The organism is Pseudomonas monachiensis (genome assembly GCF_047345015.1).
Lineage (GTDB): Bacteria > Pseudomonadota > Gammaproteobacteria > Pseudomonadales > Pseudomonadaceae > Aquipseudomonas > Aquipseudomonas monachiensis.
On sequence record NZ_CP178857.1, the window covers coordinates 1,369,521 to 1,393,944 of the forward strand.

The following is a 24,424-nucleotide window of genomic DNA, read 5'->3' on the forward strand; positions in this document are numbered from 1 at the left end:
GGCTTGTTCTTTTTTGAGCGTCGGGCACTCAAGTACTCAAAGGCAAACGAGGCAAAGCCGAACAACCCGATCAATGAAATGATCATGATTCCCAACTCTGAATTGTGCATGTTGATCTCGAGGCGAAGGATGAGCCGGGAGAATAAGGGAACTGTTGCCGGGCTCAACGCAGCTCTACGGCTTCTTTACTCGCTTGCGGTGATCTATACGCAAAAGATATGAGCGTCTGGGAGGCGACGAGTAATTGCAACCTGTGGTGAGGGAGCTTGCTCCCTCGCCACTATCGACCACGCTATCTCTTAACTGACCGCGTTTGGCCGATGTGACGTCAGGACGGTTCTGCGTCCATTCGGCGAGCGATCACATCCAGTACATCGCAACCGTCACGCAAGGGCACACAGCACAGCAACGCAAAGTCACTGAGTACAACCGAGTCAGAGGTCAGGTCGCCGCGCATCGCGAGGTTTTCAAGAAGCTGCGTCACGGCGCGAATTCTGTAGCTGGCGGTGCTGAGCAGGGAGTGCAGGGGTTGGGTGGTATTGACATACAGGGAGGGAAGGTCGTCGGCATTGCTGGTTAAAGCCATGAACTCTTTCATGAGTGATTCCTTGAATTGAGGTGAACTACCACTCAGTGTCGCCAAACAATGGGTGGCAGCTGTACGCAGGTTGGCGAACCGGGACAAGGCAAACCGGCAGACCCATAGGTCTCCCACGCACAGCCACCATAAACAGGTAGCCAAGTGCGTTCAGAAACGCTCCGAGATAGCTCGGAGGTTTCTATGCTTTGCCATCGAGTCGCCAAACCCGATACGCCATTTGGGCGCGATCGGACTATAGGTCTCATGGCAAAGGCACAGCAATGCGCAAGTGTACGGACAATTCCCAGTGTCGTGTAGGACGTTGCTTTTTCTGGCGTTGATCTCCGTTGGGCCTTTAAAAGTGGGCGCTTAACACTAGCGTTGACAGGCGCATCACCAAATCTCGCGCACAAAAAAAACCGGTCACCCGGACCGGCTTTCTCCTGAGTTGCAGATGTAAGCTATCCAGTTCTACCGGAGATCACTCTTCACCGGCCCCCATCAATTGATCCTCAAACGCCGAACGCACTGCATCCACAACACGTTGCGCCATGCGCTCATCTTCAAGTATTGGGTACCCTTTTTTCAGCTTGCCGGAGACCTTCCAACCGTTTTCCTTGATCGAGCGGATGATGCGATTGGCATCCTGATCCGGCATCTCGAGCACTTCTTTGAGTTGTTCCTGCGCTCGCTGAAAGATCACCAGTACTCTGGCCTCATCTGCCATCTCCGTACGAATCGTATGTTCGACAACGCGTGCGGTGTAGAGAACGTGCTCGGTCAGGTCTGGGTACCGCCAGGCAAAGCTTGCGTCTACGTATTCATCGAAGTTGAAATTGCTAAGCGTTCCGTCCTCGTAGGTCTCCAGTTCGCCAAACCGATAGGCTGCCGCGTAACGGCGCATGAACGGTCGTGAGAATACTTCAAGCGTACGATCGTAGCCGGCCCTGAAGTCGATCGAGCTGGTGATCGTGGCTGACACGGGCAGGATCACTCCATCGGGCACTGCCTCGTCTCGTATCAAGGTGTCGTTGATCAGGAAGCGATGAATCCGGCCGTTACCGTCACGCATGGGATGGATGTACACGAAGCCGAATGCAAGCACCGCGGCACGCGCCACTGACTCGGCACCACGCGTTGCGACCTCGAATTCGTTGAGGCCTTCCAGTAGCGGGGTAAGTTCTTCAAAGTGCGGGGCAATGTAATGCACGATGTCTTCGCGCATTGTGGCTTGTCCCACGAAGACAGGGGAGCGTCGCAAGCCTAGTCCGATGGCATCGTGGCCCAGAATGCCGGCTTGCAGTGATCGAAGGGTGCCGTTGCTCAATGGGGCATCTATATGGCCGCAGTGCTGGGCAATGACATGCGCAAACCGCTGGATGCGATCGGCCTGGTCGGCTTCCTTTTCGATGAGAAAACTCGCGCGCGATTCCTTGAACGTCAGCCAACTGGCCGTTCGCATCAGGATGTCGGAACCAAAGGCTTGATCCAACTCATCCAATGCCGCACGCAGATTGAATTGCAAGGCCTCCCGCACTGGCTCGGTACGACGAACCAAGGGGCAGAACTGGGGTGTCCCCGGCAGATTGTTATTGATTCGCCAGCGCCGCGTTCGCAACGACTCACGACGAGTCAGGTAATTTTGTGGTGAAAGTACATCAACATAGGCGCCATTGGTCACATCAGGCACCTCCAGACGTTCCCCTGTCAGCCATTCGTAGAGGAATCCTGTGCGACGCGCATACTGGCCAAAAGGCTCCCGTCGACACCAGTCTTCAACAGGCTGCGGGCCTATGGCCGCAAACAGGCGAGAAAAGAACTCGAGATGAATCTCTTCGTATTTGAGACCGAACTCGAAATGCCCTGCGAAATCGTCTGCAGGGCGGTAGCGTGGCGGATACCTGTTCTCCACGTTCCCGGCGCTTTCACGGCTGACACGTACGGTGCCAATCATCGACTGTACGCGCAGAGGCTGCGCCAATGCGATGTTGTAACGGTTCGCGAGGGTCTGGAAACCGACTTGCATTGACGAAATCCTTTACGGGGACAGGAAAAACGCTAACAGAACTTCAATATTGTGGCGAAACGATAATTTCGTAGGTGGAAAAATACTAATGCTGGATGAAATTTGATACTGAATTCGTATTTTTGGAGAAAAACGCTAATAGCTTTCAGAGTAGTCGCCACAGCCGCGAAAGAAAGAATGTACTCTCCGATAACCGGAAAGTGACCGACCAAGCTATCCACAAATCCGACGCCATCAAATTACGCCCACAAAAAAACCGGCCACTTGGGCCGGTTTTTTCTGTCTCTACATCCCCCGTCAAAAACACCCTGACGTGAGATCAAAATTCGATTGGAGCGGGTGAAGGGAATCGAACCCTCGTTATCAGCTTGGGAAGCTGGAGTAATGCCATTATACGACACCCGCTCAGAGCGGTGACTTTGTACCAGATACGGCCGCGAATTTGAAGTTTTTCTTTACGTGGAGCGGGTTTAACGCGATATGACAAAAAGCCCGGACCCCATGACGGTCGATCGCGGGCAAACCTCGCGCCTGCAGAATACGTTTAACGCAGCAGGGCGGGGCTTGCTCGCGATGACGCTGTTTCAGATGGACAATGCATGGTGGTCCTGGACGTAGTGGTAACGCGGTCGGCTTTCATGCGGTGCCGGCTTCAGGAAGCCCATCAGTGCATTGCGGCTGTCCCGGCAAGCGGCTTTGTGTTCCATGTCGAGAAAGTGCCCGGTGGCCTGCAAGGTAGTGAAGGTGGCGTGTTGCACGTGATTGGCGAACAATCGGGCGCCATCGGCGGCGGTGTATTCGTCCCATTCGCCGTTCATGAATAACACCGGTACGTTGATTTTCTCCGCAGCTTTGAAAAAGCACTGGCGATCACTTTGCAGCAGGTCGTTGATGTGGAAGTGCATCTGCCCGTATTCATGCTCGGCCAGGGAACTGACGTGCCGATAATTGAAGCGTTTGAACAACGTTGGCAGGTGTTTGCCGATGGTGCTGTTCACCAGGTTGCCGACCCGGTCCCCGTCCCGGTTGCCGAGGTAATCCACGCCGCGCTCGAGGTAATCGAGCATATGCGAGTTGATTTCCGGGGAGAACGAGCTGATCACCGCTTTTTCAATGCGTCGCGGCTGTTGGGAAAGCGCGACCATGGTCGCGGCACCGCCCCAGGAAAACGACAGCACGTGTTCGGCGGCGAAGTGGTCGATCAGCTCAATAAGGATCTGCCCTTCGATTTCCTTGGTGAGCATTTTTTCATGCAGGTTGTGGGCTTTTGACCGGCCCGCGTAGGGCTGGTCGTAGCAGACGACGTTGAACTGCGGATGGAGGTTTTTCACGGTTTGTGCAAACGACGCAGTCGTGGCCATCGAGCCGTTGACCAAGATAATGGTCTTCTCTGCGGCGTCTGCGCGATAGAACTCCGTGTAAACCCGGTACTGACCCTGTATATCCAGCACAGCGATTTCTGGCCTCATGTCATAAGACTCCTGGCAAGCGGGTATGCGCGCAAATGAGATTGCACGAGCTTTGTGACAGGTAGGCATACGCCTGGAATTTGAGAGGCCCATGTCGATCCATTGCAGTCCGGTCGACGGGTATTGTTATTGGCGGGCAGTCTGCCGGATGAGGCCGGAACCCTTGGGTTCCTACCGGCAAAAAGTTTCTTAGAAGTATGGGGTGACTCGTCGGTCACATTTCGGCCGACGTCCTGATTCAAGCAGGGGTCACATCAATGCGCAAGTGCCTTTGGTAAATTGTTCGACAACTTCTGCTGAGCGGTCGCTGGCTTAGATCGATCCGATCTCTTCAGCGCTCAGCGGGCGGTATTCGCCCGGTTTCAACGTGTCGTCGAGCAGCAGCGGCCCCATGCGTTCGCGGTGCAGGCGCATCACCTTGTTGTTGAAGTGGCCGAACATGCGCTTGACCTGGTGATAACGGCCTTCGACGATGCTCAGGCGCGCGCATTTTGGCCCGAGCAGCTCTAGCCCGGCCGGTTGCGTGGTGAGGTCTTCGAAGGCGAAGTACAGCCCCTGGCTGAACGTGATCGCGTATTCGGGGCCGATGTCCTGCTCGGTTTCGACGTAATAGACCTTGGGTAGCTTGGTCTGCGGTTGGGTCAGGCGCCGCGACCAGCTGCCGTCGTTGGTGATCAGCATCAGGCCGGTGGTATTGAAATCCAGGCGTCCGGCGATGTGCAGTTCGTCCTTGTCCGGTTCATGAATCAAATCGAGCACGGTCGGGTGTTGCGGATCCCGGGTGGCGCTGACGCAGCCGGCGGGCTTGTGCAACATGAAGTGGCGCAGGGGTTTGCCGACTTGCAGCACCTCTTTGTCGACTTCGACGCGGCTGAATTCGCGGACTTCGCTGTGCGGGTCGCTGACGACGTTTCCGTCAACCCGGACGCGTTTTTCCACCAGCAACAGGCGTACTTGCTTACGGTTGAAGCACGGCAGGTTGCTGAGGAAGCGGTCGACACGCATGACTTAAGGATTGGTGAATAAAGGGGCGCGCATCTTACTAGATCGATTCGGGCGCTGCTTGCAACTGCGCCTCGACCTCGGCGCAACGCGGGCACAGGCACGAGGCGTCGCGCAGTTGCGCCGGCAGCGCCTGGAGCACGGCCGGGTCGATGCTGACGCCGTAGCACCAGCAGGCGCGGTCAGCGGTTCGCGGATCGGCCAGGGTGCAGTCGTTGGGGGCGCCGCAGGCGGGGCAGAGGTCAGGCTGGTTCATAGCTGGAGTGAGACATTTCCACACAGGTTCGGTTACGGCCACTTTGCTTGGCCCGATACATCGCATGATCCGCCCGTGACAGCAGGCTGTGCAAGGTGTCATCGGGCTGCAGGGTGGTGAGGCCAATGCTGACGGTCACATGCAAGGCCTGGCCGTTGTAGGCATAGCGCTGTTGTTCCACGTGCTGACGAATTTTCTCGGCAATCATCAGGCCAGTCCTGCCGTCGGTGTCCTTGAGCAGCACGATGAACTCTTCACCGCCCCAGCGGCAGACGATGTCGGAGTGCCGCAGGCAGCTCTTCAGATCCCGGGCAAAGCCAATCAATACCTGATCGCCGGCCAGGTGGCCATAGGTGTCGTTCAACACCTTGAACCGGTCGAGGTCCAGCAGCAAAGCGGTCAGCGGCCTGGGCTCGCGCCGGGCTTCTTGCATGGCCTGCGCGGCCAGCAGGTCGAAGCCGCGACGGTTGGGCAGTTCGGTCAGGCTGTCGAGGATGGCCTGGGCCTGGATCTTGTCCTGATAGCGTTTGATCACCTGGTTGAGCAGGGCCAGCACGATCAAGGTCACCAGCAGGCAAATCAGCAGGTTGAGGTACAGCGACTGGCGGATGTCACCGAGGGCGCTGTCTTCGCGTTTGTCGACGAACAGGTACCAGTTCAGCTCCGGGATAAACCGCACATTGAGGAAGTGTCCCTGGCCCTGCACGGAGTATTCATAGCTGCCGCTGTGGGGTTTGGGCAGCCGGCTGACCAGGTCTTTCATGCTGTCGAGTTCGTCGAGCTTCTGCCCGATATGCGCACCCTGCGGACCCCCTTCGGCACCGGTGAGCACCAGGCGCCCGAAGTTGTCGACGAAATACACACTGCGTTGATAACGCTGCTGGTACTTGTCGATCAGCTTGATCACGGCGTCAACGGTCAGGCCCACCCCGGCCGCGCCGATGAATCGGCTGTTGTAGTCGTAGACCTTGTAGTTGATGAAGAAGGTCAGGTTGTCCTTGTTGGCGAGGTCCGGGTCGACGTTGATCTCGTACGGATCCTTCATGTCCCGCACACGGAAGTACCAGGCGTCGCGGGGCTCGGTGGCCTTGACCTGCTTGAGCACACCCTTGGCGTGGTAGTAGGTCAGGCTGGTGTTGGAGACGAAGAATGCGGTGTAGGCGCCGTAGTGGGTCATGACCTCGTTGAGGTAACGGGTCATCTGGTCGGAGTCCTTTTCGCCGTTGACCACCCAGTCGCGCATGAAGGTGTCGCGGGCCATCATCGAGGAAATCAGGATCGGCCTGACGAGGTCTTTCTGGATTTCCGAGTAGACCGTGTCCGACGTCAGCGGCAGTTCGGTGTTGACGATGTTGTCGCGGATCGAGGCCCGGGAGGCGTAGTAACTGAGGAAGGAGGTGGCGAGGAAACCAGCGCCCAGCAACGCGACCAGCGTGAGCACCAACGAACGTTGAGAGTACAGCGGCGAGCGAAGCGACATGGTAGTTCCATTGGCAGTCATCCGATGGTTGCATTCTAATGGCACTGCGGGGAAATAACTGCTTCATGTGCGCCGCGAATGGTCGTTCCAATGTTCCACGGAGGTTGCAGGTGCTCCTTGTGGGAGCGAGCTTGCTCGCGATGGCGGTGTGTCAGTCACATCAATCGTGAATGTGCTGACGCTATCGCGAGCAAGCTCGCTCCCACAGGGTTGAGTGTGTTTAAGCCAGTGATTTCAGATACATCCGCCACCCGCCCAGATGGCTGATGTTCACCGCGCCCTCCAACCCATAGGCCTCGCAGATAAACCCGCTCTCCCAGTGACCGTCCGCCAGTTGCACCTTGCCCAACCCCAGTGGCGCCGGAATTCCGGTCAGGAACGAACCCAACTCGCTGCTCGGCAACTCCCAGACTTCCACCGCAATCGCCACGCCGCCATCCTTCACGCGGACCATGCCCGGACGAAACGGCGGGCCACCGGCCAGGGCATGGAGTTGATAATCCGGTGAGCTGAATGTCGTTTCCACCAGGCGGGCACCGCGCTGCTTGAGCTGCCAGTTCAACGCCAACCCGTCCAGGTGCGCACCACAGACCACCAGGCGCGCCCGATCATGGCGGGCAACCGTCGCCGGTGCAGGCGCGGCCAGGCCTTGCTGGCGCTGCAGGGCATCCGCCACGCTCAATAGATACTGATCGGTGAAGGCGCGGCCAAACAGCGTCACGCCCCACGGCAGGCCGTTGTCCATGAACGCGCTGGGCACGGCGACGGCGGCGTAGTCGAGCAGGTTCATGAAGTTGGTGTAGTAGCCCAGTTCCGAATTGCGCAGCACCGGTTCGGCCTCGAGCTCCGCCAGCGTCACCGGGCGGCCGATGGTCGGCGTGACGACGCAATCCAGGCCTTCCAGCGCTGTGTCGCACAGGGCTTTGAGCGCTTGCAGCCGGTATTGGGCGCGGAAAGTTTGCACACCATCGACGGCGGGTGCCTTGGCCAACACGGCGCGAATCACCGGCAACACGGCCTCCGGGTTTTGCGCCATCAACTCCCCGGCCACGCTGTAGCGCTCGGCCACCCACGGGCCTTCATAGAGCAAGCGCGCGGCCTCCAGAAATGGCGACAGGTCCAGTTCCACCGCTTCGCCGCCGAGGGCCTTGAGGCGGTCGATGGCATCACCGAACAACAGCGGGCCTTCAGGGCAACCGAAGAATTGCAGGTCCTGTGCACGGGGTACGCCGAAACGGAAGGGGCGTGGGGTACCGAATGCCGAGCCGTCGTTCCACAGCGGGTTGCTGCGGCTGTATTCGTCCCGTGGGTCGAGGCGTGCGGTGAGCGCCAGTAACTGACTGGCTTCCCGCGCCGTGGCGGTGAAGGTGGTGACGCAATCGAGCGTGCGACAGGCCGGAACCACGCCGGCTGTCGAGATCAGGCCCTTGGTGGCCTTCAGGCCGACCAGGTTGTTCAACGCCGCCGGCACACGCCCGGAGCCGGCGGTGTCGGTGCCCAGCGCAAAGCTCGCGACCCCGAGCGCCACCGCCAGTGACGATCCGGCGCTGGAGCCGCCCGACGGATACTCCGGCAATACGCTGTTGGGGCACGCGCCGTACGGTGAGCGGCTGCCGTTGAGCCCCGTGGCGAACTGGTCGAGGTTGGTCTTGCCCAGCGGAATCGCACCAAGGGCCAGCAGTTGTTCGACGATGGTCGCCGAACGCTCCGGCACGTAGGCGAATGCCGGGCACGCCGCCGTGGTCGGAATGCCCGCCAGGTCGATGTTGTCCTTGATCGCGAACGGCACGCCATACAGCGGCAGGCTGTCGAGGTCGCGACCGTCGAGGGTGGCGAGATAAGGCTCCAGTTCATCGACACTGAGCAAGTGGATGAACAGGTGATAGTCCGGGTTCAGCGCGGCGGCTTTGTCCCGCAGTTGCAGCAGTAATTGCCGTGGCGTGGTGCGGCCTTCGCGATAAGCGCTGCGCAGGGCGTCGAGTTGCAGATTGATGTTCATGACATGCGTCCTTTTCAAAATGGGTTCAGTCAAGTTCCAGCACCACGACGCGCTGCCCGGCGCGCACCGCCGAACCCGGTTGCACGCGAATCTCGCGCACGACGCCGGCCAATGGCGCGAGCAGGGGGATTTCCATCTTCATCGACTCCAGGATCACCAGCACATCGCCGGCCGCGACACGGCTACCGGTTTCTACCTGGACCTGCCAGAGGTTGCCGGCGATGTGGCTGTCGACGCTCTGCTGGCCGTTTTCCAGCGGTACATCTTCGGTGGCCTCCGGGGCCAGCTCTTCACTGTCGAAATGCGCCTGGCCACTGGCGATCCAGCGTTCGCGCTCGGCATTGAATGCGCCTTTTTGCTGATCGCGAAACGCGTCGATGGTCTCGGCTTCCCGGGCCAGGAACGCCTGGTATTGCGCCAGGTTCAACTGACTGTGCTCGATGTTCAGGTCGAAGCGCCCGAGGGGGAAATCCCGGCGGATGCGCAGCAGTTCATCGGCGCTGACCGGGTAGAAACGGATCTGGTCGAAAAACCGCAGCAACCAGGGTTTGCCTTCGAACGCGGCGACTTCGCGATAGCGGTTCCACATCTGCAACGTGCGCCCGACAAACTGATAGCCGCCGGGGCCTTCCATGCCGTAGACGCACATGTAGGCGCCACCGATGCCTACTGAGTTTTCCGCGGTCCAGGTGCGCGCCGGGTTGTACTTGGTGGTCACCAGGCGGTGGCGCGGGTCGAGCGGAGTGGCGACCGGTGCGCCGAGGTAGACGTCGCCCAGGCCCATCACCAGGTAACTGGCGTCGAACACCGTGCGCTGCACTTCATCGAGGTTCGGCAGGTCGTTGATGCGGCGGATGAACTCCAGGTTGCTCGGGCACCACGGCGCGTCCTTGCGCACGGTGGTCATGTATTTCTCGATGGCCAACTGGCACGCCGGGTCGTCCCAGGAAAGCGGCAGATGCACGATGCGCGAGGGCACTTGCAGGTCCTTGGCGGCGCACACGGCGTCCCATTCGCCGGCGACGATGCCGAGCAGGTCGGACAGCGGCAGTTGCTCGGGCTGATAGTGGATTTGCAGCGAGCGGATGCCGGGGGTGAGGTCGATCACGCCATGCAGGTCTTTGCTTTCCAGCGCCTGCATCAGGGCGTGGGCGCGGAAGCGCAGGACCAGGTCGAGTTCCGGGACGCCGATTTCCAGCAGCAGGTGGGTGTCGCCGGAAAGGCGCGCCACCAACCGCGTGTCGTCCTGCCCGATGTCCAATACAACAGGCGACACCAAACCCTGTGGGAGCGGCGGTGCGGCGATCCGACTTGCTCGCGAAAGCGGTGCTTCAGACACATCAATGTTGACTGACACGCCCTCTTCGCGAGCAAGCCCGCTCCCACATTGATCCCATTTCAAGGCCAGGGGGCGGGCGGTCTTGATGTCGACGGGGGAGAACTGCACCTTGTCCCCAGCCTTGAGCTGCCCCAACTGCCAGAGATCCGCCTCGATCACCGTCACCGGGCACACGAACCCGCCAAGGCTCGGGCCATCCGGGCCGAGGATCACCGGCATGTCCCCGGTAAAATCCACCGCACCGATCGCATACGGGTTGTCGTGGATGTTCGACGGATGCAAACCGGCCTCACCACCGTCGGCACGCACCCACTCAGGCTTCGGTCCGATCAGGCGAACGCCGGTGCGGCTGGAGTTGAAATGCACTTCCCACTGCGTGGCGAAGAAGGTGCCGATGTAGTTTTCAGTGAAGTATTCCGGCGCGCCGTGGGGGCCGTAGATCACGCGAATCTGCCGAACTGCCGGCAACTCGGTGACCTGTTCTTCAGCCAGTTGCCGGCCGGCACTGCGGTCATTGAGGGCCGGCAGGTGCAACACATCGCCGGCTCGCAACGCGCGACCACCGTGGCCGCCAAACTGGCCGAGGGTGAAGGTGCTTTTGCTGCCCAGATAGTCCGGTACCTGCAGGCCGCCACGCAGGCACAGATAGCTGCGCGCACCTGCGCCTGCGATGGTGCCAAGGCTCAACGTCGCGCCCGCTGGAATCAGCAGTGCCGAGTTCATCGGTACGCTTTCGCCGTTCAAAGCCAACGGAATCACCGCCCCGGTCACCGCCACCACCGCCTCGCAATTGAAGCGCAGCAACGGCCCGCTCATGGTGATTTCCAGCGCCGCCGCGCCTTCGTCATTGCCCAGCAAACCGTTACCCAGACGCAGCGCCCGACTGTCCATCGGCCCCGATGGCGGCACGCCGACCGCCCAGTAACCGAGACGGCCGGGATAGTCCTGAACGCTGGTCTGGGTGCCGGCGCTGAGTACCTCGAACGTGTTGGCCTGATAGATCAGCCCTTCCAGGCAACGGGTCCACGGCTGGCCGCTGGCGAAAGGCGCATCGAGCAGAATCTGCCGCAGGTAATCGCGGTTGGTTTCCACGCCATACAGCTGACTGTCGCCGAGGGCTTGATGCAAATCGGTGCGGGCCTCTTCGCGAGTCGGCGCCCAACTGATGACCTTGGCGATCATCGGGTCGAAGTAGGGCGGGATCTCGCAGCCAGCCTCGACCCAGGTGTCGACGCGCAGTTCAATGCCATTGGCCGCGGGGAAATCCACGGCGGTGAGCAAGCCGGGGCTCGGTTGAAAATCGCGGCCCGGATCTTCGGCATACAACCGCGCCTGGATCGCATGGCCCACCGGCTTCAAACCTTGCATCAGTTCGCTCAGGGGCGGCAGATCACCGGCCGCCAGTTGCACCATCCAGCGCACCAGGTCGACCCCCCACACCTGTTCGGTGACACCGTGTTCCACCTGCAAACGGGTGTTCACTTCCAGGAAGTAAAAGCGCTGGGCCTCGCTGTCGAACACAAACTCCACGGTGCCGGCGCTGCGGTAATTCACCGCCTTGGCCAGTTTGATCGCAGCCGCGCACAACTCATCGGCCATGCCGTCGGGCAGGTTTGGTGCGGGGGTTTCTTCGAGGACTTTCTGGTTGCGTCGTTGCACCGAGCAATCACGCACGCCGAGGGCGATCACTTCACCTTGACCGTCGCCGAATACCTGCACTTCCAGGTGCCGGGCGCGCTGGATGTACTTCTCGATGAACACCCCGGCGTCGCTGAAATTGTTCTGACCCAGGCGTTTGACCGCTTCGAAGGATTCGCTCAACTCCGCCGCACTGCGGCATACGCGCATGCCGATGCCGCCACCGCCAGCGGTACTCTTGAGCATCACCGGGTAGCCGACCTGCTCACCGGCCAGCAGCGCGGTATCGATGCTATCGAGCAGTTCGGTGCCTTCGAGCATCGGCACGCCGTGTTGTCTGGCCAGGGCACGTGCGGTGTGCTTGAGGCCGAACACCCGCAGTTGTTCGGGTGTCGGGCCGATGAAGGCGATGTTGACGGCCTTGCAGGCTTCGGCGAACGCGGCGTTTTCCGAAAGAAAGCCGTAGCCGGGATGGATCGCGGTAGCGCCGGTGGACTTGGCGATGGCGAGGATCTTGTCGAGCGCCAGATAAGTGCCGACGGCCGCGCCTTCACCGAGGCTGTGGGCTTCATCGGCTTGCAGGATGTGCAGGCTGGCGGCATCGGCTTCGGAGTACACGGCAACGCCCTGCACTTGCAGCTCGCGCAAGGTTCGCAGGATGCGGCAGGCAATGGCGCCACGGTTGGCAATCAGGACTTTTTCGAACATGGCATAACCCCCGGAGGCGATAGCGCATCAGCCTCGACTGGGATGCGGGCCGTCCCGCAGTTTTTCTTGATGCACCAGGGCCGTCCCCGGTGAAAAAACAGTTCACTTCGCAACACCGCCGAACCCCTGTGGGAGCGAGCTTGCTCGCGATGACGTCAGCACTTTCAACATTGATGGTGACTGACACACCGCTATCGCGAGCAAGCTCGCTCCCACAGGGTTATCAGTGTTCTTGCGGTTTTAGGCACTGACCGGAACGGGCCTGGCACAGGGCAAACAACCAACGGCGCAGTCTCGGGAGTTTCAGTTCCATACCAGCAGCTCCGCAGGGGTGGGGTTGTAGGCGTTGCAGGGGTTGTTCAGTTGCGGGCAGTTGGAGATCAGCACGATCACGTCCATTTCTGCCCGCAGGTCGACGTACTTGCCCGGTGCCGAGATGCCGTCCTCGAAGGTCAGGCCGCCGTCTGCGGTGACCGGTACGTTCATGAAGAAGTTGATGTTCGGCCCGATGTCGCCCTTGCCCAGGCGGCCATCATGAGCACAGGCGCGCAGGTAGTTGTCGCGGCAGCTGTGCATGTAGCGTTTTTCCAGGGCGTAGCGCACGGTGTTGCTCTCTTGCGCGCAGGCGCCGCCCAGGGTGTCGTGACGCCCGCAGGTGTCGGCGACGATGGTCAGCATCGGCTTGCCGAGGTTGGAATAGAGCACGCTGCCAGTGCTCAGGTACACGCTGTTCTGCCGACGCAGGGTGCGCTGCACGTCGTAGCGCTCCCTGGGATTGGCGACGCTGTAGAACAAGGTGTCGACGGCCTGATTGCCCTCAAGGTCGAGAATGCGCAAAGTCTGGCCCGCCTTGACCTCCATCAGCCAGGGCTCGCCGGCGGGGATGGTGGCGCGGTAGATCGCGGTGTCTGGTTGCTTGTGAACGGTAGCGATAGCGAGTGACATGGCAGCGATCCTCAGGCAAACAAACGGTCGGTGTTGATGAAGCCGCGCTCGTTTTCGGGGCGCGAGGTGCGGCAGTGTTCGGCGACGCTGGCGTCGGCGTTCATCCAGCTGAGCTTCAGCGGTTTCGGTGCATATTCCGGCGCCGGGTCCATCGGGTGCTGCAGGGCTGTTAGCACCACCAGGGTGTCCATCGGCGCGTACAGCTCGATGTAGTCGCCAGCCTTGGAATTGCCCTCGACGAAATGGAAGCGCCCGGCGTCATCGACGTTCACGCGGCTGAACAGGTTGAGGGTCATCAGCAGGTCGGACAGGCCCAGCCCCCACTTGCCCAGTTCCACCAACAGGTTGTCGGTACCGTTGCGGAAGAAGCCGTTGCGCAGTTCCTGATAGCGGCCCGCGCCGTACTTTTGCGCCACTTCTTCTGCGCAGAGCAGGCCGCCGAGGCTGTCGCTCCAGCCGCAGGTGTCGGCGGTGATGGCGGCCAGCACGCGGCCCATGTCCGAGTACAGGCAGTGGCCGGCGGTGAGCTTGGCGGTGTGTTGGCATTTGAGGCTGTCGGGCAGGTTCAGCCGTTCGGTTTTTTCATTGGCGTTGAGCAACGTCAGGCTGACGTTGGCGCCGCCACGCAGGTCGGTCAGGCGCAGCAATTGGCCGCGTTTGAGCACAAAGGAGCGATGGCCGCCGCCGGGGAGCATTTCCTCGGCGAAGGGGGGGAACAGTCGGGTCGAATCTGTCATTTTCAGAATTCCTCTAAGCGATACGAAGCGTGCCCGCCAAAGGCGCCGGCAGGGCGTCGACGGCGGCACGGGTGGCGCGGCGGTCGCTGTTCAAAGGGATGTCATAGGTGATGCGCGCGCCATAGCGGCCGGGTGCATGGGGGTCGAGGCGGACCTTGTCGAACACCAGCAGGCGGGTGCCGAGGCTGAAGCCTTCGGACAGGTCATGGGTGACCATGAACACCGTCAGTCGGGTCTCGCGCCACAGCTCCAGGAGCAAGGCGTGCATGTCTTTGCGGATGCCCGGGTCGAGGGCGCCGAACGGTTCGTCGAGCAGCAACACCCGCGGCTTCATGATCAGCGCCTGGGCAATGGCCAGTCGTTGTTGCATGCCGCCGGAGAGCTGCGCCGGGTACTTGTCCAGCGAGTGGCCCAGGCCGACTTTGTGCAGCAGCACCGAAGCCTGTTCACGGGCCTGTTTTTTCGCGCTGCCGAACAGGCGACCAAGCAACGGCGAGCGCGGCAGTTCGAGGCCGAGGGCGACGTTGTCCAGCACGCTCAGATGGGGAAACACCGAGTAGCGCTGGAATACCACGCCACGGCTGGCGTCCGGCTCTGCGGCCAAGGGCTGGCCGTCGAGCAGGATCTCGCCGCGACTGGCGCGTTCCTGGCCGAGCAACAGGCGCAGGAAGGTCGATTTGCCGCAACCGGAGGCACCCACGAGGGTGCAGAACTCACCTTCGTTGACGTTCAGGTTGAGGCCTTCGAGCACCACTTGATCGGCGTATTGCTGCCAGACGTTTTTCACCGTGATGAAGCTCATTTTGCCGCTCCTTCATACCAAGGGAACGCGCGACGGGTCAGCTGCTTGAGCCCCCAATCCATCAACCAGGCGAGCAGGGTGATCCACACCACGTAGGGCAAAATCACGTCCATCGCCAGGTAGCGGCGCACCAGGAAAATCCGGTAGCCGAGGCCGTCAGTGGAGGCAATGGCTTCGGCGGCAATCAGGAACAGCCACGCCGAGCCGAGCATCAGTCGCAGCGAGATCAACAGGCGTGGCAGCAGTTGCGGCAACACCACTCGCAGCATCAGGGTCCAGGTAGAGGCGCCGAGGGTCTGGGCCTTGATCAGCAACTCCACGGGAATTTCCCGGGCGCGCTGTTCCAGGTCACGGGCCAGCGCCGGAGTAATGCCGATCACGATCAGCATCACTTTCGACAACTCACCCAGGCCGAAGACGATGAACAGGATCGGCAGGATTGCCAGCGGTGGCACCATCGACAGCACGGTCAGCAAGGGAGACAACGGCGCACCGAACAACGGCAGGGTGCCGGCGGCGATGCCCAGGCACAGCCCGGCCAGGGCGCTGATGCCCAGGCCGATGGCCAGACGCTGCAAGCTGGACGCCGTGTCCTGCCAGAGCAGGTATTCGCCGGTGCGGCTGTCGGCCACGAAGGCCAGGCGTTTCACCGCATCGGTCATCTGCACGGCGCTGGGCAGCAGCTTGTCGTTGGGGTTTTCCGCCAGTCGCTCGGCCGAGCCCGTGAAGTAGGCGAACAGCACCAGGGCGAACGGCAGGATCACCAGCAGCAGGCGACTCGGGCGGTCCGGGTGACGGTTGATCAGGCGCATAACCAGTTCTCCTGATTACAGCTTGGCGTCGGCGGCCATCTGTACGTAACTCGGGTCGAAGCGCAGCTTGAGGTTGCCCTTGTCGCCGCTGGTCACGCCGTTGGCGAAGGCCATGCCGACCGCGCTGGTGTCCTTGGCGCCTTCACCCAGCAAGCCATGCTGGAAGGAAAATTCGGCGACCTTGCGCATGGTTTCCGGCAGTTGCTTGCTGGTACTGAACGCCAGGGCTTCTTTCGGGGTGGCGAACAATCTGGTGGTGTCCAGTTGCGCCTGGAAACCCGCCAGGTCAGTGCCCGAGGCTTTGGCCATGTGCTCCAGGGCCGCTTTGCTGGCGGCGTTTTTCGCGTTCATCAACTCGACCACTTCGAACCAGGCGCCGGTCAGTGCCTTGCCGAGGGCCGGGTTGTCTTTGAGGGTCTGGGAGTTGACCACCATCATGTCCATGATCTCGCCGGGGATCTGGCTGGAGTTGAACACTTCGGTCACCGCAGGCTTGGCCTTGATGTCCGAGAGCATCGGGTTCCAGGTGGTGACGGCGTTGACCTGATCGGTGTTGAAGGCGGCCGAGATATCGGCGTCGGAGGTATTGACCACTTTCAGGTCTTTTTCGGTGAGGTCCACCGAATCCAGGGCCCGGGCCAGCAGGTAGTGGGAGACAGAGAGCTCCACCAGGTTGACGTCCATACCCTTGAGGTCGGCGACTTTCCTGCCTTCGCCCTTGAGCACGATGCCGTCGTTGCCGTTGGAGAAATCGCTGACGATCAGCGCGGTGCTGTCGACGCCGCCGGCGGCCGGAATGGTCAGCGCGTCCATGTTGGTCATGGTGCAACCGTCGAACTGCCCGGCGGTGTACTGGTTGATGGATTCGACGTAGTCGTTGAGCTGCACCACATCGATCTTGATGCCGTACTTCTTTGCCCATTTGTCGACGATGCCCTGGCTGCCGGCGTATTCCCAAGGCATCCAGCCTGCGTAGATCGTCCAGCACACGCTGAAGTGGTCTTTCTGTGCAGCCTGGGACGAGAAGCTCACGAAGGCGGTGAACGCCGCGGCGAGCAGGGCGGGTAAACGAAGCTGGGACATGGTGGTTCTCCAGTTGATCAAGGACGGACAGGAAGGCAGCGGCACCGCTAACGGTGGCTTGTCTCCCGGGCTTTTGTCCCGCCGTGTAACCTCAACTGGAGGTCGCCAACTCTCGGACCAGTCACTCGCGATTGCGAGCCGGAACCCTAGTCAGCCATTGCAAATTGTGGTGCCGCGAACCTGTAGTGACTCCTGCACGGCTTTACTAAAGCGAGAGGCGTGCCAAGTTGGCCCGAGCGCTCTAGCGTGGGGGGCAGGAAGGTCGACGGTGTTGGTTGGAAAGGCGCACTGCCTTGTGATGGTGCGTTGGTGCACCGCATTGGAACCTGTCCGCCGCTGATCAGAAGGAGGGTGCAACGTCGCACTTGGCAGGGGATTGCCAGTCAAAACAGGTGTCAGTCGATGTGTTTCGACTGCTGTTACAGGTCTTTACGGAGGCCGCCATGTTGCGACGATTATTGTTAGGTGCAGTGCTTGGTCTTGGATTGTCTGGCTGCTACTACTACGCCGGTCCTGCCGACCCCTACGGGGGACCTTATTACTACCCCGGCTACTACTCGCCCTATTACTACGGTTACTACGGTCCACGTTATTACGGTGGCTATCGCACCTATTACTACGGTGGGCATGGTTACTACCGTGGCCACGGCGGTGGGCATCATGGCGGTGGACATCGCGGTGGCCATCGTTGATCAGGGCGCGAATGGATGAAAAACCTTTCATCGGCCAGATGTTTCTACTTGTTTCGCGGACGCACCAGATTCCGAATTCGGTGTCTGATGTTTCGACAGTCAGCGAACATTTGACTGTCGCCTGCCAGCGTCGCTGGTGTGGCTTACCCGCGGTCCAGGAGGCCGCCATGCTCTGTCGAATTCTTCTGCTAGCTGTGTTTGGATTGTCCCTTGGTGGGTGCGTGCCTTATTACGATGAAGGAGGCAGTTACTACAGTTCCGAGGTCTATACCTCTCCATCGCCAACCTATTACGCCGGGGGGAGTTCCTACTACTCCAATGGTGGCGGTTATTACACACCGCCGCCCCGGTACTACGCGCCTCCAGCGCGCTACTACCAGCCGACACCGCGCTATTACTCACAGCCGCGGATCTATCAACCGTCGCGCTATTACTCGCAGCCGCGGATGTATCAACCCTCGCGCCATTACCAGTCGGCCCCTCGTTACAATCAGCCGTCTCGGGGTGACTACCGCATGCATCAGAACCATGGCTGGGACGGCCGTAGCCGCGGGAGCGGGAACAACGACTATCGCGGTCACGACGGTCGCGGCTATCGCAATGGGCGGGGTAACCACCGCTAATCATTAAACTGAATACAAAACCTGTGGGAGCGAGCAGGCTCGCTCCCACATTTTTATGCCCTGTCTTCAGTATTCCGACAAATCCGCCAGCGGATGTCGACCTTCCCACGCCTTGTGAAAGTGCGCTTCTACTACCGCGTCCGGCACGTTGTTGATGTCCGGCCAGTGCCAGTGCGGCTTCTGGTCCTTGTCGATCAACCGGGCTCGTACACCTTCGCTGAACTCCGGATGCCGGCAGCAGTTGAGGCTCAGGGTGTATTCCATCTGGAAGACTTCGGCCAGCGACAGGTGGCGGGCACGGATGATCTGCTCCCACACCAGATGAGCGGTCAGCGGCGCGCCTTCGCTCAGGGTCTTGGCTGCGCGGCTCAGCAACAGGTCGGTATGGTCACGCAAGGCGCTGATGGCCTTCCAGGCGCAACGCACGTCGCTGACATCCAGCAGTTCGTCGATCTGCTGTCGGCGCGGTAGCCACTGGGCTTCGGGCATCTGTGCCACGGCTTCCTGCTGCAAGGCCTTGAGCAGGCTGTTGAGCTGCATGGGTGTCTGTTCCTGCCAGTTCAATTGCAACAGGCCTTCGATCAATTGCGGCTGCTGCTCATCGAGCAAGAAACGATCGGCCAGGTCCAGGTCGATGGCATCGCGGCCGTTCATGTGCGCTCCGGTCAGGCCCAGGAACAACCCGAGCTTGCCGGGCAGGCGCGACAGAAACCAGCTGGCGCCAACATCCGGGTACAGGCCGATGCTGATCTCCGGCATGGCCAGGCGGCTGCTCGGTGTAACGATGCGGGTGCCTGCCCCTTGCAACAGTCCCATGCCGCCGCCGAGTACATAGCCATGGCCCCAGCAGATCAGTGGTTTCGGGTAGGTATGAAGTTTGAAGTCCAGGCGATATTCCGCCGCAAAGAACTGCGCAGCCAGTGGCGGTACTTCGCCCGGATGGACGCGACAGGCTTCCACCAGGCTGCGCACTTCGCCGCCGGCGCAAAAGGCCTTGGCGCCATTGCCGCGCAACAGCACGCAGACAATCTGCGGGTCCTTGGCCCAGGCTTCCAGGCGGTCGCGCAGGGCGTTGATCATTGGCAGGGACAGGGCGTTCAGGGATTTTTCGGCATCCAGGCTGGCGATGCCGATGCGTGCGCCGTCGGTGCCGGTGAGTTCTTCGAAGTGCAGATTCATCGTGACCTCGATCGGGAATTTGAGGGTTAAGTATGATCGCTGTGTGGGAAAGTGCCGGATCTGCATCAGATCAATTGACAAGCGTGATGCGCTTTCCTAGGGTTCGCCCCATTGTTTTTGCCGGATGTAACCATGACTGCTGATGACCGTATCAAACTCGAACCGGGCTGGAAGGAGGCACTGCGTGCCGAATTCGACCAGCCCTACATGGCAGAGTTGCGAAACTTCCTGCAACAGGAGCGGGCGGCCGGCAAGGAGATCTATCCACCGGGACCAATGATTTTCAATGCGCTGAATTCAACGCCACTGGACAAGGTCAAAGTGGTGATCCTCGGTCAGGACCCTTATCACGGCCCGGGCCAGGCCCATGGCCTGTGCTTCTCGGTGCAGCCGGGCGTACCGGCACCGCCGTCGCTGGTGAACATTTACAAAGAACTCAAGCGCGACCTGAACATCGACATCCCCAACCATGGTTACCTGCAGAGCTGGGCCGATCAGGGCGTGCTGATGCTCAACACCACCATGACCGTCGAGCGCGCCAACGCCAATGCGCACAAGGACAAGGGCTGGCAGTTTTTCACTGATCGAGTCATTGAAGTGGTCAGCCAACAGCAACCGCACCTGGTGTTCATGCTGTGGGGCGCCCATGCCCAGAGCAAACAGAAACTGATCGATGCCACCAAGCATCTGGTGCTGACCTCGGTGCACCCGTCACCGCTGTCGGCTTATCGCGGCTTCCTCGGTTGCGGGCACTTCAGCCGGACCAACAAGTTTCTGGAGCAGAATGGCGAGTCGCCGATCGAGTGGCGGTTGCCGCCGGTTTGATGGGAGTGTGCTGATTTTTGTGGCGAGGGAGCTTGCTCCCGCTGGGCTGCGAAGCAGCCCCAATTTCTGCAACCTGATTTCTTCTGACACACCGTGCATACAGGCTTTACGACTGCTGCGCAGCCGAGCGGGAGCAAGCTCCCTCGCCACAGGTCTATCAGGCTGAATCCGGATTCCGGTTCCAATACTTGAACAACGGCTCCGCCAGAAACAACACAAACAACAGCCGCATCACCTGCATCGCCGTCACCAGCGGCACCGACAGTTGCAGGGTTTCCGCCGTCAGGCTCATCTCGGCAATACCGCCGGGCATCATGCCCAAGGTCAGCGAACGCAGATCCAGATGGGTCAGCGCACTCAAGCCCAACGCCGCTGCCGTGGCGATCAGCATGGTCAACACCGTGCCGACCAAAGTGCGCCCCATGAACGATGGCGCACGCCGGAAAAACTGCCGGTTGAAGTGACAGCCCAGACCGCTACCGATCAGCCATTGGCCAATCTGGCTGCCACCATTGGGCAAACCGATGTGCAGATCCCAGCCGATGCTGACTGCCGCGCTGACCAGCAAGGGCCCGAACAGCCAGGGGTTGGGTTGACGCAGGCGTTCCCAGATCCAGGCGGCCAATGCGCCTGCCGGGAACAGCAAGGCCAGCCAGCGCCAGTCCACAACGGTGGCATGTAAAACCGGGGCACCATCGCCCAGTAAGTACTTGAAAGCCGCCGGCACGCACAGCACCACCACCAACACCCGCAGACTCTGCCCCGCCGCCACGCGGCTGAGCACCGCGCCATTGCGGGCGCCGAGGTTGACCATCTCCCCGGAACCGCCGGGCATGCTGGAAAAGAACGCCGTGGCGCGATCTTCACCGGTGCGGCGCATCAGCCACACGCCGACGACCGCCGACAGGCTGGTGACCAACGCACCGAAGAAGATCAGGCCGAAATGACTGAGTACCTGCTCCATCACCACTGGAGTGAAATGCAGGCCGATACCGATGCCGACGATCCACTGGCCGCACTTGCGGCCGCCAGGGATTTCGGCCAATTGCCAGGGTGTCAGGCAGCGCACGAGGATGATCGCCAGCAACGAGCCGACCATCCACGGCAAAGGCCAGCCGACCTGGCTGGCGAGGAAACCGCCCAGCAGGCCGACCAGCGGGGTTCCCCACCAGAGTTTGAGGGGGGACCGATCAGACATCGGCAATAACGCGTTGCGCGGCCGAACGTTTGCGCCAGATGCGGATGAGCGGCATCAGCAGCATGATCGCCGTCAGCACCCAGCAACCGAAGGTGATCGGGCTCGACCAGAGGATTTCCAGCGCACCGTTGGAAATCGACAGGGCGCGGCGCAGGTTCTGTTCCATCAGGCCGCCGAGGATGAAGCCCAGCAATACCGGTGACAGCGGGAAGTCCAGCTTGCGCAGGATATAACCGAAGATGCCGATGCCGATCATCAGGAACAGATCGAACGTTGTCGCGTGTACCGCGTAGACGCCAATCCCGGTAATGATCGCGATCACCGGCACCAGTGCCCAGTTCGGCACGGCGAGGATGCGGGTGAAGATGCGGATCATCGGGATGTTGAGGATCACCAGCATCACGTTGGCGATGAACAACGAAGCGATCAGGCCCCAGACGATGTCCGGCTGCTGTTGGAACAGCAGCGGGCCCGGAGTGATGTTGTACAGCGACAGGGCGCCGATCATCACCGCCGTGGTGCCGGAACCTGGAACGCCGAGGGTCAGCATCGGCACCAGCGCACCGCAGGCCGCGCCACCGATGGCGGTTTCCGGCGCCGCGAGGCCGCGCATGTCACCTTGCCCGAAAGTACCCTTGGCACCCGCCATGCGTTTCTCGGTCATGTAGGCGACGGCACTGGCCAGGGTCGCACCGGCACCCGGCAACACGCCCATGATGAAACCCAGTACGCCGCAACGGATGTTCACCACGAACACCGACGCCGCTTCCTTGAAGTTGAACATCATGCGCCCGGTGGCTTTCACCGCTTCCTGGCCGTGGTGGGTTTTTTCCAGCAGCAGAAGAATTTCGCTGATAGAGAACAGGCCCAGCACCAGCACGACGAACTGGATGCCGTCGGTCAGGTGGATGTTGTCCCCGGTGAAACGGTACACACCGCTGTTGGCGTCGATGCCGACGGTCGACAGGAACAGGCCGATCAGTGCCGCGATGAACGTCTTCAGCGGACGGTCGCCGGCCATGCCGCCGAGGCAGACAATCGCGAACACCATCAGTACGAAGTATTCCGCGGGGCCGAAGGCAATCGCCCATTTCGCCAGCAGCGGGGCGAACAGCACCATGCCGCAGGTCGCGATAAAGGCACCGATGAACGAGCTCCATGCCGACAACGACAGCGCTACACCGGCCAGGCCTTTACGGGCCATCGGGTAACCGTCGAGGGTGGTCATCACGGTGGACGCTTCGCCCGGGATGTTCAGCAGGATCGAGCTGATCCGGCCGCCGTATTCGCATCCCAGATATACCGCCGCCAGCAGGATCAGTGCCGACTCCGGTGGCAGGCCGAGGGCGAATGCGATCGGGATCAACAGTGCCACGCCGTTGATCGGCCCCAGGCCCGGCAACAGGCCGACCACGGTGCCGATCAGTGTGCCGCACAGCGCGGTCACCAGGTTGTACGGGCTCAGCGCGACGCCGAAACCCTGACCCAAATAGCCAAGAGTATCCATATCAGTTCTCCAGAACGTCGAGCACGCCCAGCGGCAGTGGAACGTCCATCAACTTGTCGAACAGCAGGTAGAGGCCGACGGCCATCAGGCTGATGATCACGATGCTTGGCACCCAGCGACCGCCATACAGACGGGCCATGGGCACGCCGATCAGGATGCTGGCGACGATGAAACCCAGGGGTTCGAATGTGCCGGCGAACACCAGCAACAGCACCACGCAGATGCCGATTTTGGTCAGGGTTTCGCGATCCAGCGGCGGCTCGTCAGCACTGTGCTTGATCGGCGCCGGACGGAACACCATGTACAACAGCGCCGAGCCCATCAGGCCAAGCATCAACAGCGGAAAGGCCCGAGGCCCCACCGGTTCGTAGGAAAAAGCCGCTTGATACGGCCACGCCATCAATGCCAGGCCGAGACAGGCCAGCAACAGCACCGAAGCAAAAATGCGTTGTAAGAGCATGGGAGAACTCCTGTGCCGCGACTCCGTGAAAGGGGAGCCGCAGCCGCTAGACAGAGACGATCACTGGATCAGGCCGAACTCTTTGGCCAGCACTTTGTAGTCCGCAACCTGCTTCTTCACGTAGGTGTCCAGTTCCGGGCCGGTCATGGCAAACGGGAAGAGCTCGCGCTGATCGCGCAACTTGGCGAAGTCTTCGGAAGCCAGCAGCTTGTCGAAGGCCGATTTCCACCAGGCATAGTCTTCGTCGCTGACTTTTGGTCCGAGGTAGAAGCCACGGACCACTGGCCAGACGATGTCGTAGCCTTGCTCGCGGGCGGTCGGAATGTCCTTCATTTCCGGCTCGTCCAGACGCTTGTCGGCGAACACTGCCAACAGGCGCATGTCGCCGCTCTGGATGTGTGGCATGGAGTCGGAAATGTCGGTGCTGCCGACCTGAATGTGACCGCCGAGCAGGGCGGTGGCGATTTCGCCGCCACCTTCGAGGGCGACGTAACGCAGGTCACGGGGGTTGATCCCGGCGGCCTTGGCGATCAGCGCGGTTTGCATCCAGTCCTGGCTGCCGACGGTGCCGCCGGAACCGATCACCACTTTGCTCGGATCTTTCTTCAGTGCCTGTACGAGGTCGTCGAGGGTCTTGTAGGGCGAATCGCTTTTCACTGCGATGGCACCGTAGCTGGTGCCGACGGCAGCGAGCCAGCGCACGTTGGTTTCATCGAAACGACCGAACTTGCCCTGGGCCAGGTTCAACAGCGAACCGCTGGACCAGGCCACCAGGGTGCCGGCATCGGCCGGACGCTGGGCGACCACCGCGTTGTACGCCACCGCGCCGACACCGCCGGGCATGTAGGTCACGCGCATCGGTTTGCTCAGCAGTTTTTCGTTGACCAGCGCGCTTTGCGCCAGTTTGCAGGTCAGGTCGAAACCACCGCCGGGCGAGGCCGGGGCGATGCATTCCGGGCGTTTTGGCTCGGCCATGAGTTGGCCGGCGAACAGCACACAGCTGGCGGCGAGGGCGAAACGGCGCATTGAACGATTCATTTTTGTCTCCACTGGAGTTTTTGTTT

21 protein-coding genes, 1 tRNA gene and 1 riboswitch are annotated in these 24,424 nt (G+C 60.9%); of the genes, 3 read left to right on the plus strand and 19 right to left on the minus strand.

Annotation, left to right across the window (positions count from 1 at the left end; genetic code table 11):
• Nucleotides 1–328: 328 nt before the first annotated feature.
• The 14 genes from ACMDB8_RS06080 to ACMDB8_RS06145 all read right to left on the minus strand — a co-directional run bounded on the left by ACMDB8_RS06080 (nt 329) and on the right by ACMDB8_RS06145 (nt 16,876).
• Nucleotides 329–598, minus strand: a complete 270-nt coding sequence (locus ACMDB8_RS06080; RefSeq protein WP_007997797.1) for a hypothetical protein — start codon at nt 596–598, stop codon at nt 329–331.
• 463 nt (nt 599–1,061) lie between these two features.
• A complete protein-coding gene (locus ACMDB8_RS06085) occupies nt 1,062–2,606 on the minus strand; it encodes a Fic family protein (RefSeq protein WP_409079379.1) in 1,545 nt (514 codons plus the stop codon).
• A 331-nt stretch (nt 2,607–2,937) separates the two neighbouring features.
• Nucleotides 2,938–3,011: transfer RNA gene (locus tag ACMDB8_RS06090), tRNA-Gly, on the minus strand.
• A gap of 179 nt (nt 3,012–3,190) precedes the next feature.
• Nucleotides 3,191–4,075 (minus strand): alpha/beta fold hydrolase, encoded by an 885-nt coding sequence (locus tag ACMDB8_RS06095; RefSeq protein WP_056720712.1) that lies wholly within the window; start codon nt 4,073–4,075, stop codon nt 3,191–3,193.
• A 312-nt stretch (nt 4,076–4,387) separates the two neighbouring features.
• Nucleotides 4,388–5,080: a pseudouridine synthase gene (locus ACMDB8_RS06100; protein ID WP_409079378.1), complete on the minus strand. Its 693-nt coding sequence runs from the start codon at nt 5,078–5,080 to the stop codon at nt 4,388–4,390.
• 37 nt (nt 5,081–5,117) lie between these two features.
• On the minus strand, nt 5,118–5,333 hold the full coding sequence (locus ACMDB8_RS06105) for a cysteine-rich CWC family protein (protein WP_409079377.1): 216 nt from the start codon (nt 5,331–5,333) through the stop codon (nt 5,118–5,120).
• Nucleotides 5,320–6,813: a sensor domain-containing diguanylate cyclase gene (locus tag ACMDB8_RS06110; RefSeq protein ID WP_409079376.1), complete on the minus strand. Its 1,494-nt coding sequence runs from the start codon at nt 6,811–6,813 to the stop codon at nt 5,320–5,322. The genes ACMDB8_RS06105 and ACMDB8_RS06110 overlap by 14 nt, the downstream gene beginning before the upstream one ends.
• A 220-nt stretch (nt 6,814–7,033) precedes the next feature.
• Nucleotides 7,034–8,812 carry an allophanate hydrolase gene (gene atzF, locus ACMDB8_RS06115; RefSeq protein WP_409079375.1) on the minus strand — a complete coding sequence of 593 codons (1,779 nt, stop codon included), beginning with the start codon at nt 8,810–8,812 and terminating at the stop codon, nt 7,034–7,036.
• A 25-nt stretch (nt 8,813–8,837) separates the two neighbouring features.
• A complete protein-coding gene (uca, locus tag ACMDB8_RS06120) occupies nt 8,838–12,497 on the minus strand; it encodes an urea carboxylase (protein WP_409079374.1) in 3,660 nt (1,219 codons plus the stop codon).
• Between the two features lie 303 nt (nt 12,498–12,800).
• Complete coding sequence (locus ACMDB8_RS06125) at nt 12,801–13,442, minus strand: urea amidolyase associated protein UAAP2 (RefSeq protein ID WP_223462980.1); 642 nt, start codon at nt 13,440–13,442, stop codon at nt 12,801–12,803.
• Between the two features lie 11 nt (nt 13,443–13,453).
• Nucleotides 13,454–14,179 (minus strand): urea amidolyase associated protein UAAP1, encoded by a 726-nt coding sequence (locus ACMDB8_RS06130; protein WP_056720698.1) that lies wholly within the window; start codon nt 14,177–14,179, stop codon nt 13,454–13,456.
• Between the two features lie 13 nt (nt 14,180–14,192).
• Complete coding sequence (locus ACMDB8_RS06135) at nt 14,193–14,981, minus strand: ABC transporter ATP-binding protein (RefSeq protein WP_056720696.1); 789 nt, start codon at nt 14,979–14,981, stop codon at nt 14,193–14,195.
• On the minus strand, nt 14,978–15,793 hold the full coding sequence (locus ACMDB8_RS06140) for an ABC transporter permease (protein ID WP_056720695.1): 816 nt from the start codon (nt 15,791–15,793) through the stop codon (nt 14,978–14,980). Before ACMDB8_RS06140 ends, ACMDB8_RS06135 begins: the two co-directional genes overlap by 4 nt.
• 15 nt (nt 15,794–15,808) lie before the next feature.
• Nucleotides 15,809–16,876 (minus strand): putative urea ABC transporter substrate-binding protein, encoded by a 1,068-nt coding sequence (locus ACMDB8_RS06145; protein ID WP_223541829.1) that lies wholly within the window; start codon nt 16,874–16,876, stop codon nt 15,809–15,811.
• 60 nt (nt 16,877–16,936) lie between these two features.
• Nucleotides 16,937–17,037: riboswitch (guanidine-I (ykkC/yxkD leader) on the minus strand.
• Nucleotides 17,038–17,319: 282 nt separating this feature from the next.
• Between ACMDB8_RS06145 and ACMDB8_RS06150 the strand changes: the two genes are divergently transcribed.
• Nucleotides 17,320–17,568, plus strand: a complete 249-nt coding sequence (locus ACMDB8_RS06150; RefSeq protein WP_082562876.1) for a hypothetical protein — start codon at nt 17,320–17,322, stop codon at nt 17,566–17,568.
• Nucleotides 17,569–17,735: 167 nt separating this feature from the next.
• Nucleotides 17,736–18,191 carry a hypothetical protein gene (locus ACMDB8_RS06155; protein ID WP_082562875.1) on the plus strand — a complete coding sequence of 152 codons (456 nt, stop codon included), beginning with the start codon at nt 17,736–17,738 and terminating at the stop codon, nt 18,189–18,191.
• Nucleotides 18,192–18,257: 66 nt separating this feature from the next.
• On the opposite strand, the gene ACMDB8_RS06160 is transcribed toward ACMDB8_RS06155, so the two are convergent.
• On the minus strand, nt 18,258–19,370 hold the full coding sequence (locus tag ACMDB8_RS06160) for an enoyl-CoA hydratase/isomerase family protein (protein ID WP_056720689.1): 1,113 nt from the start codon (nt 19,368–19,370) through the stop codon (nt 18,258–18,260).
• A 132-nt stretch (nt 19,371–19,502) separates the two neighbouring features.
• On the opposite strand from ACMDB8_RS06160, the gene ung reads away from it, so the two are divergent.
• A complete protein-coding gene (gene ung / locus ACMDB8_RS06165) occupies nt 19,503–20,195 on the plus strand; it encodes a uracil-DNA glycosylase (RefSeq protein WP_007979816.1) in 693 nt (230 codons plus the stop codon).
• 157 nt (nt 20,196–20,352) lie between these two features.
• Here the strand turns inward: ung and ACMDB8_RS06170 are convergent, their stop codons facing one another.
• From ACMDB8_RS06170 to ACMDB8_RS06185, 4 genes are read right to left on the minus strand one after another with little or no spacing between them, the layout of a single operon-like run.
• Complete coding sequence (locus ACMDB8_RS06170; protein ID WP_056720686.1) at nt 20,353–21,393, minus strand: AbrB family transcriptional regulator; 1,041 nt, start codon at nt 21,391–21,393, stop codon at nt 20,353–20,355.
• On the minus strand, nt 21,386–22,900 hold the full coding sequence (locus ACMDB8_RS06175) for a tripartite tricarboxylate transporter permease (RefSeq protein WP_056720684.1): 1,515 nt from the start codon (nt 22,898–22,900) through the stop codon (nt 21,386–21,388). The genes ACMDB8_RS06170 and ACMDB8_RS06175 overlap by 8 nt, the downstream gene beginning before the upstream one ends.
• A gap of 1 nt (nt 22,901) precedes the next feature.
• The gene (locus ACMDB8_RS06180) at nt 22,902–23,360 is read right to left on the minus strand and encodes a tripartite tricarboxylate transporter TctB family protein (RefSeq protein ID WP_007979809.1); all 459 of its coding nucleotides are present in this window, start codon (nt 23,358–23,360) and stop codon (nt 22,902–22,904) included.
• A gap of 60 nt (nt 23,361–23,420) precedes the next feature.
• Nucleotides 23,421–24,398, minus strand: a complete 978-nt coding sequence (locus ACMDB8_RS06185) for a Bug family tripartite tricarboxylate transporter substrate binding protein (protein WP_056720680.1) — start codon at nt 24,396–24,398, stop codon at nt 23,421–23,423.
• Nucleotides 24,399–24,424: the final 26 nt, after the last annotated feature.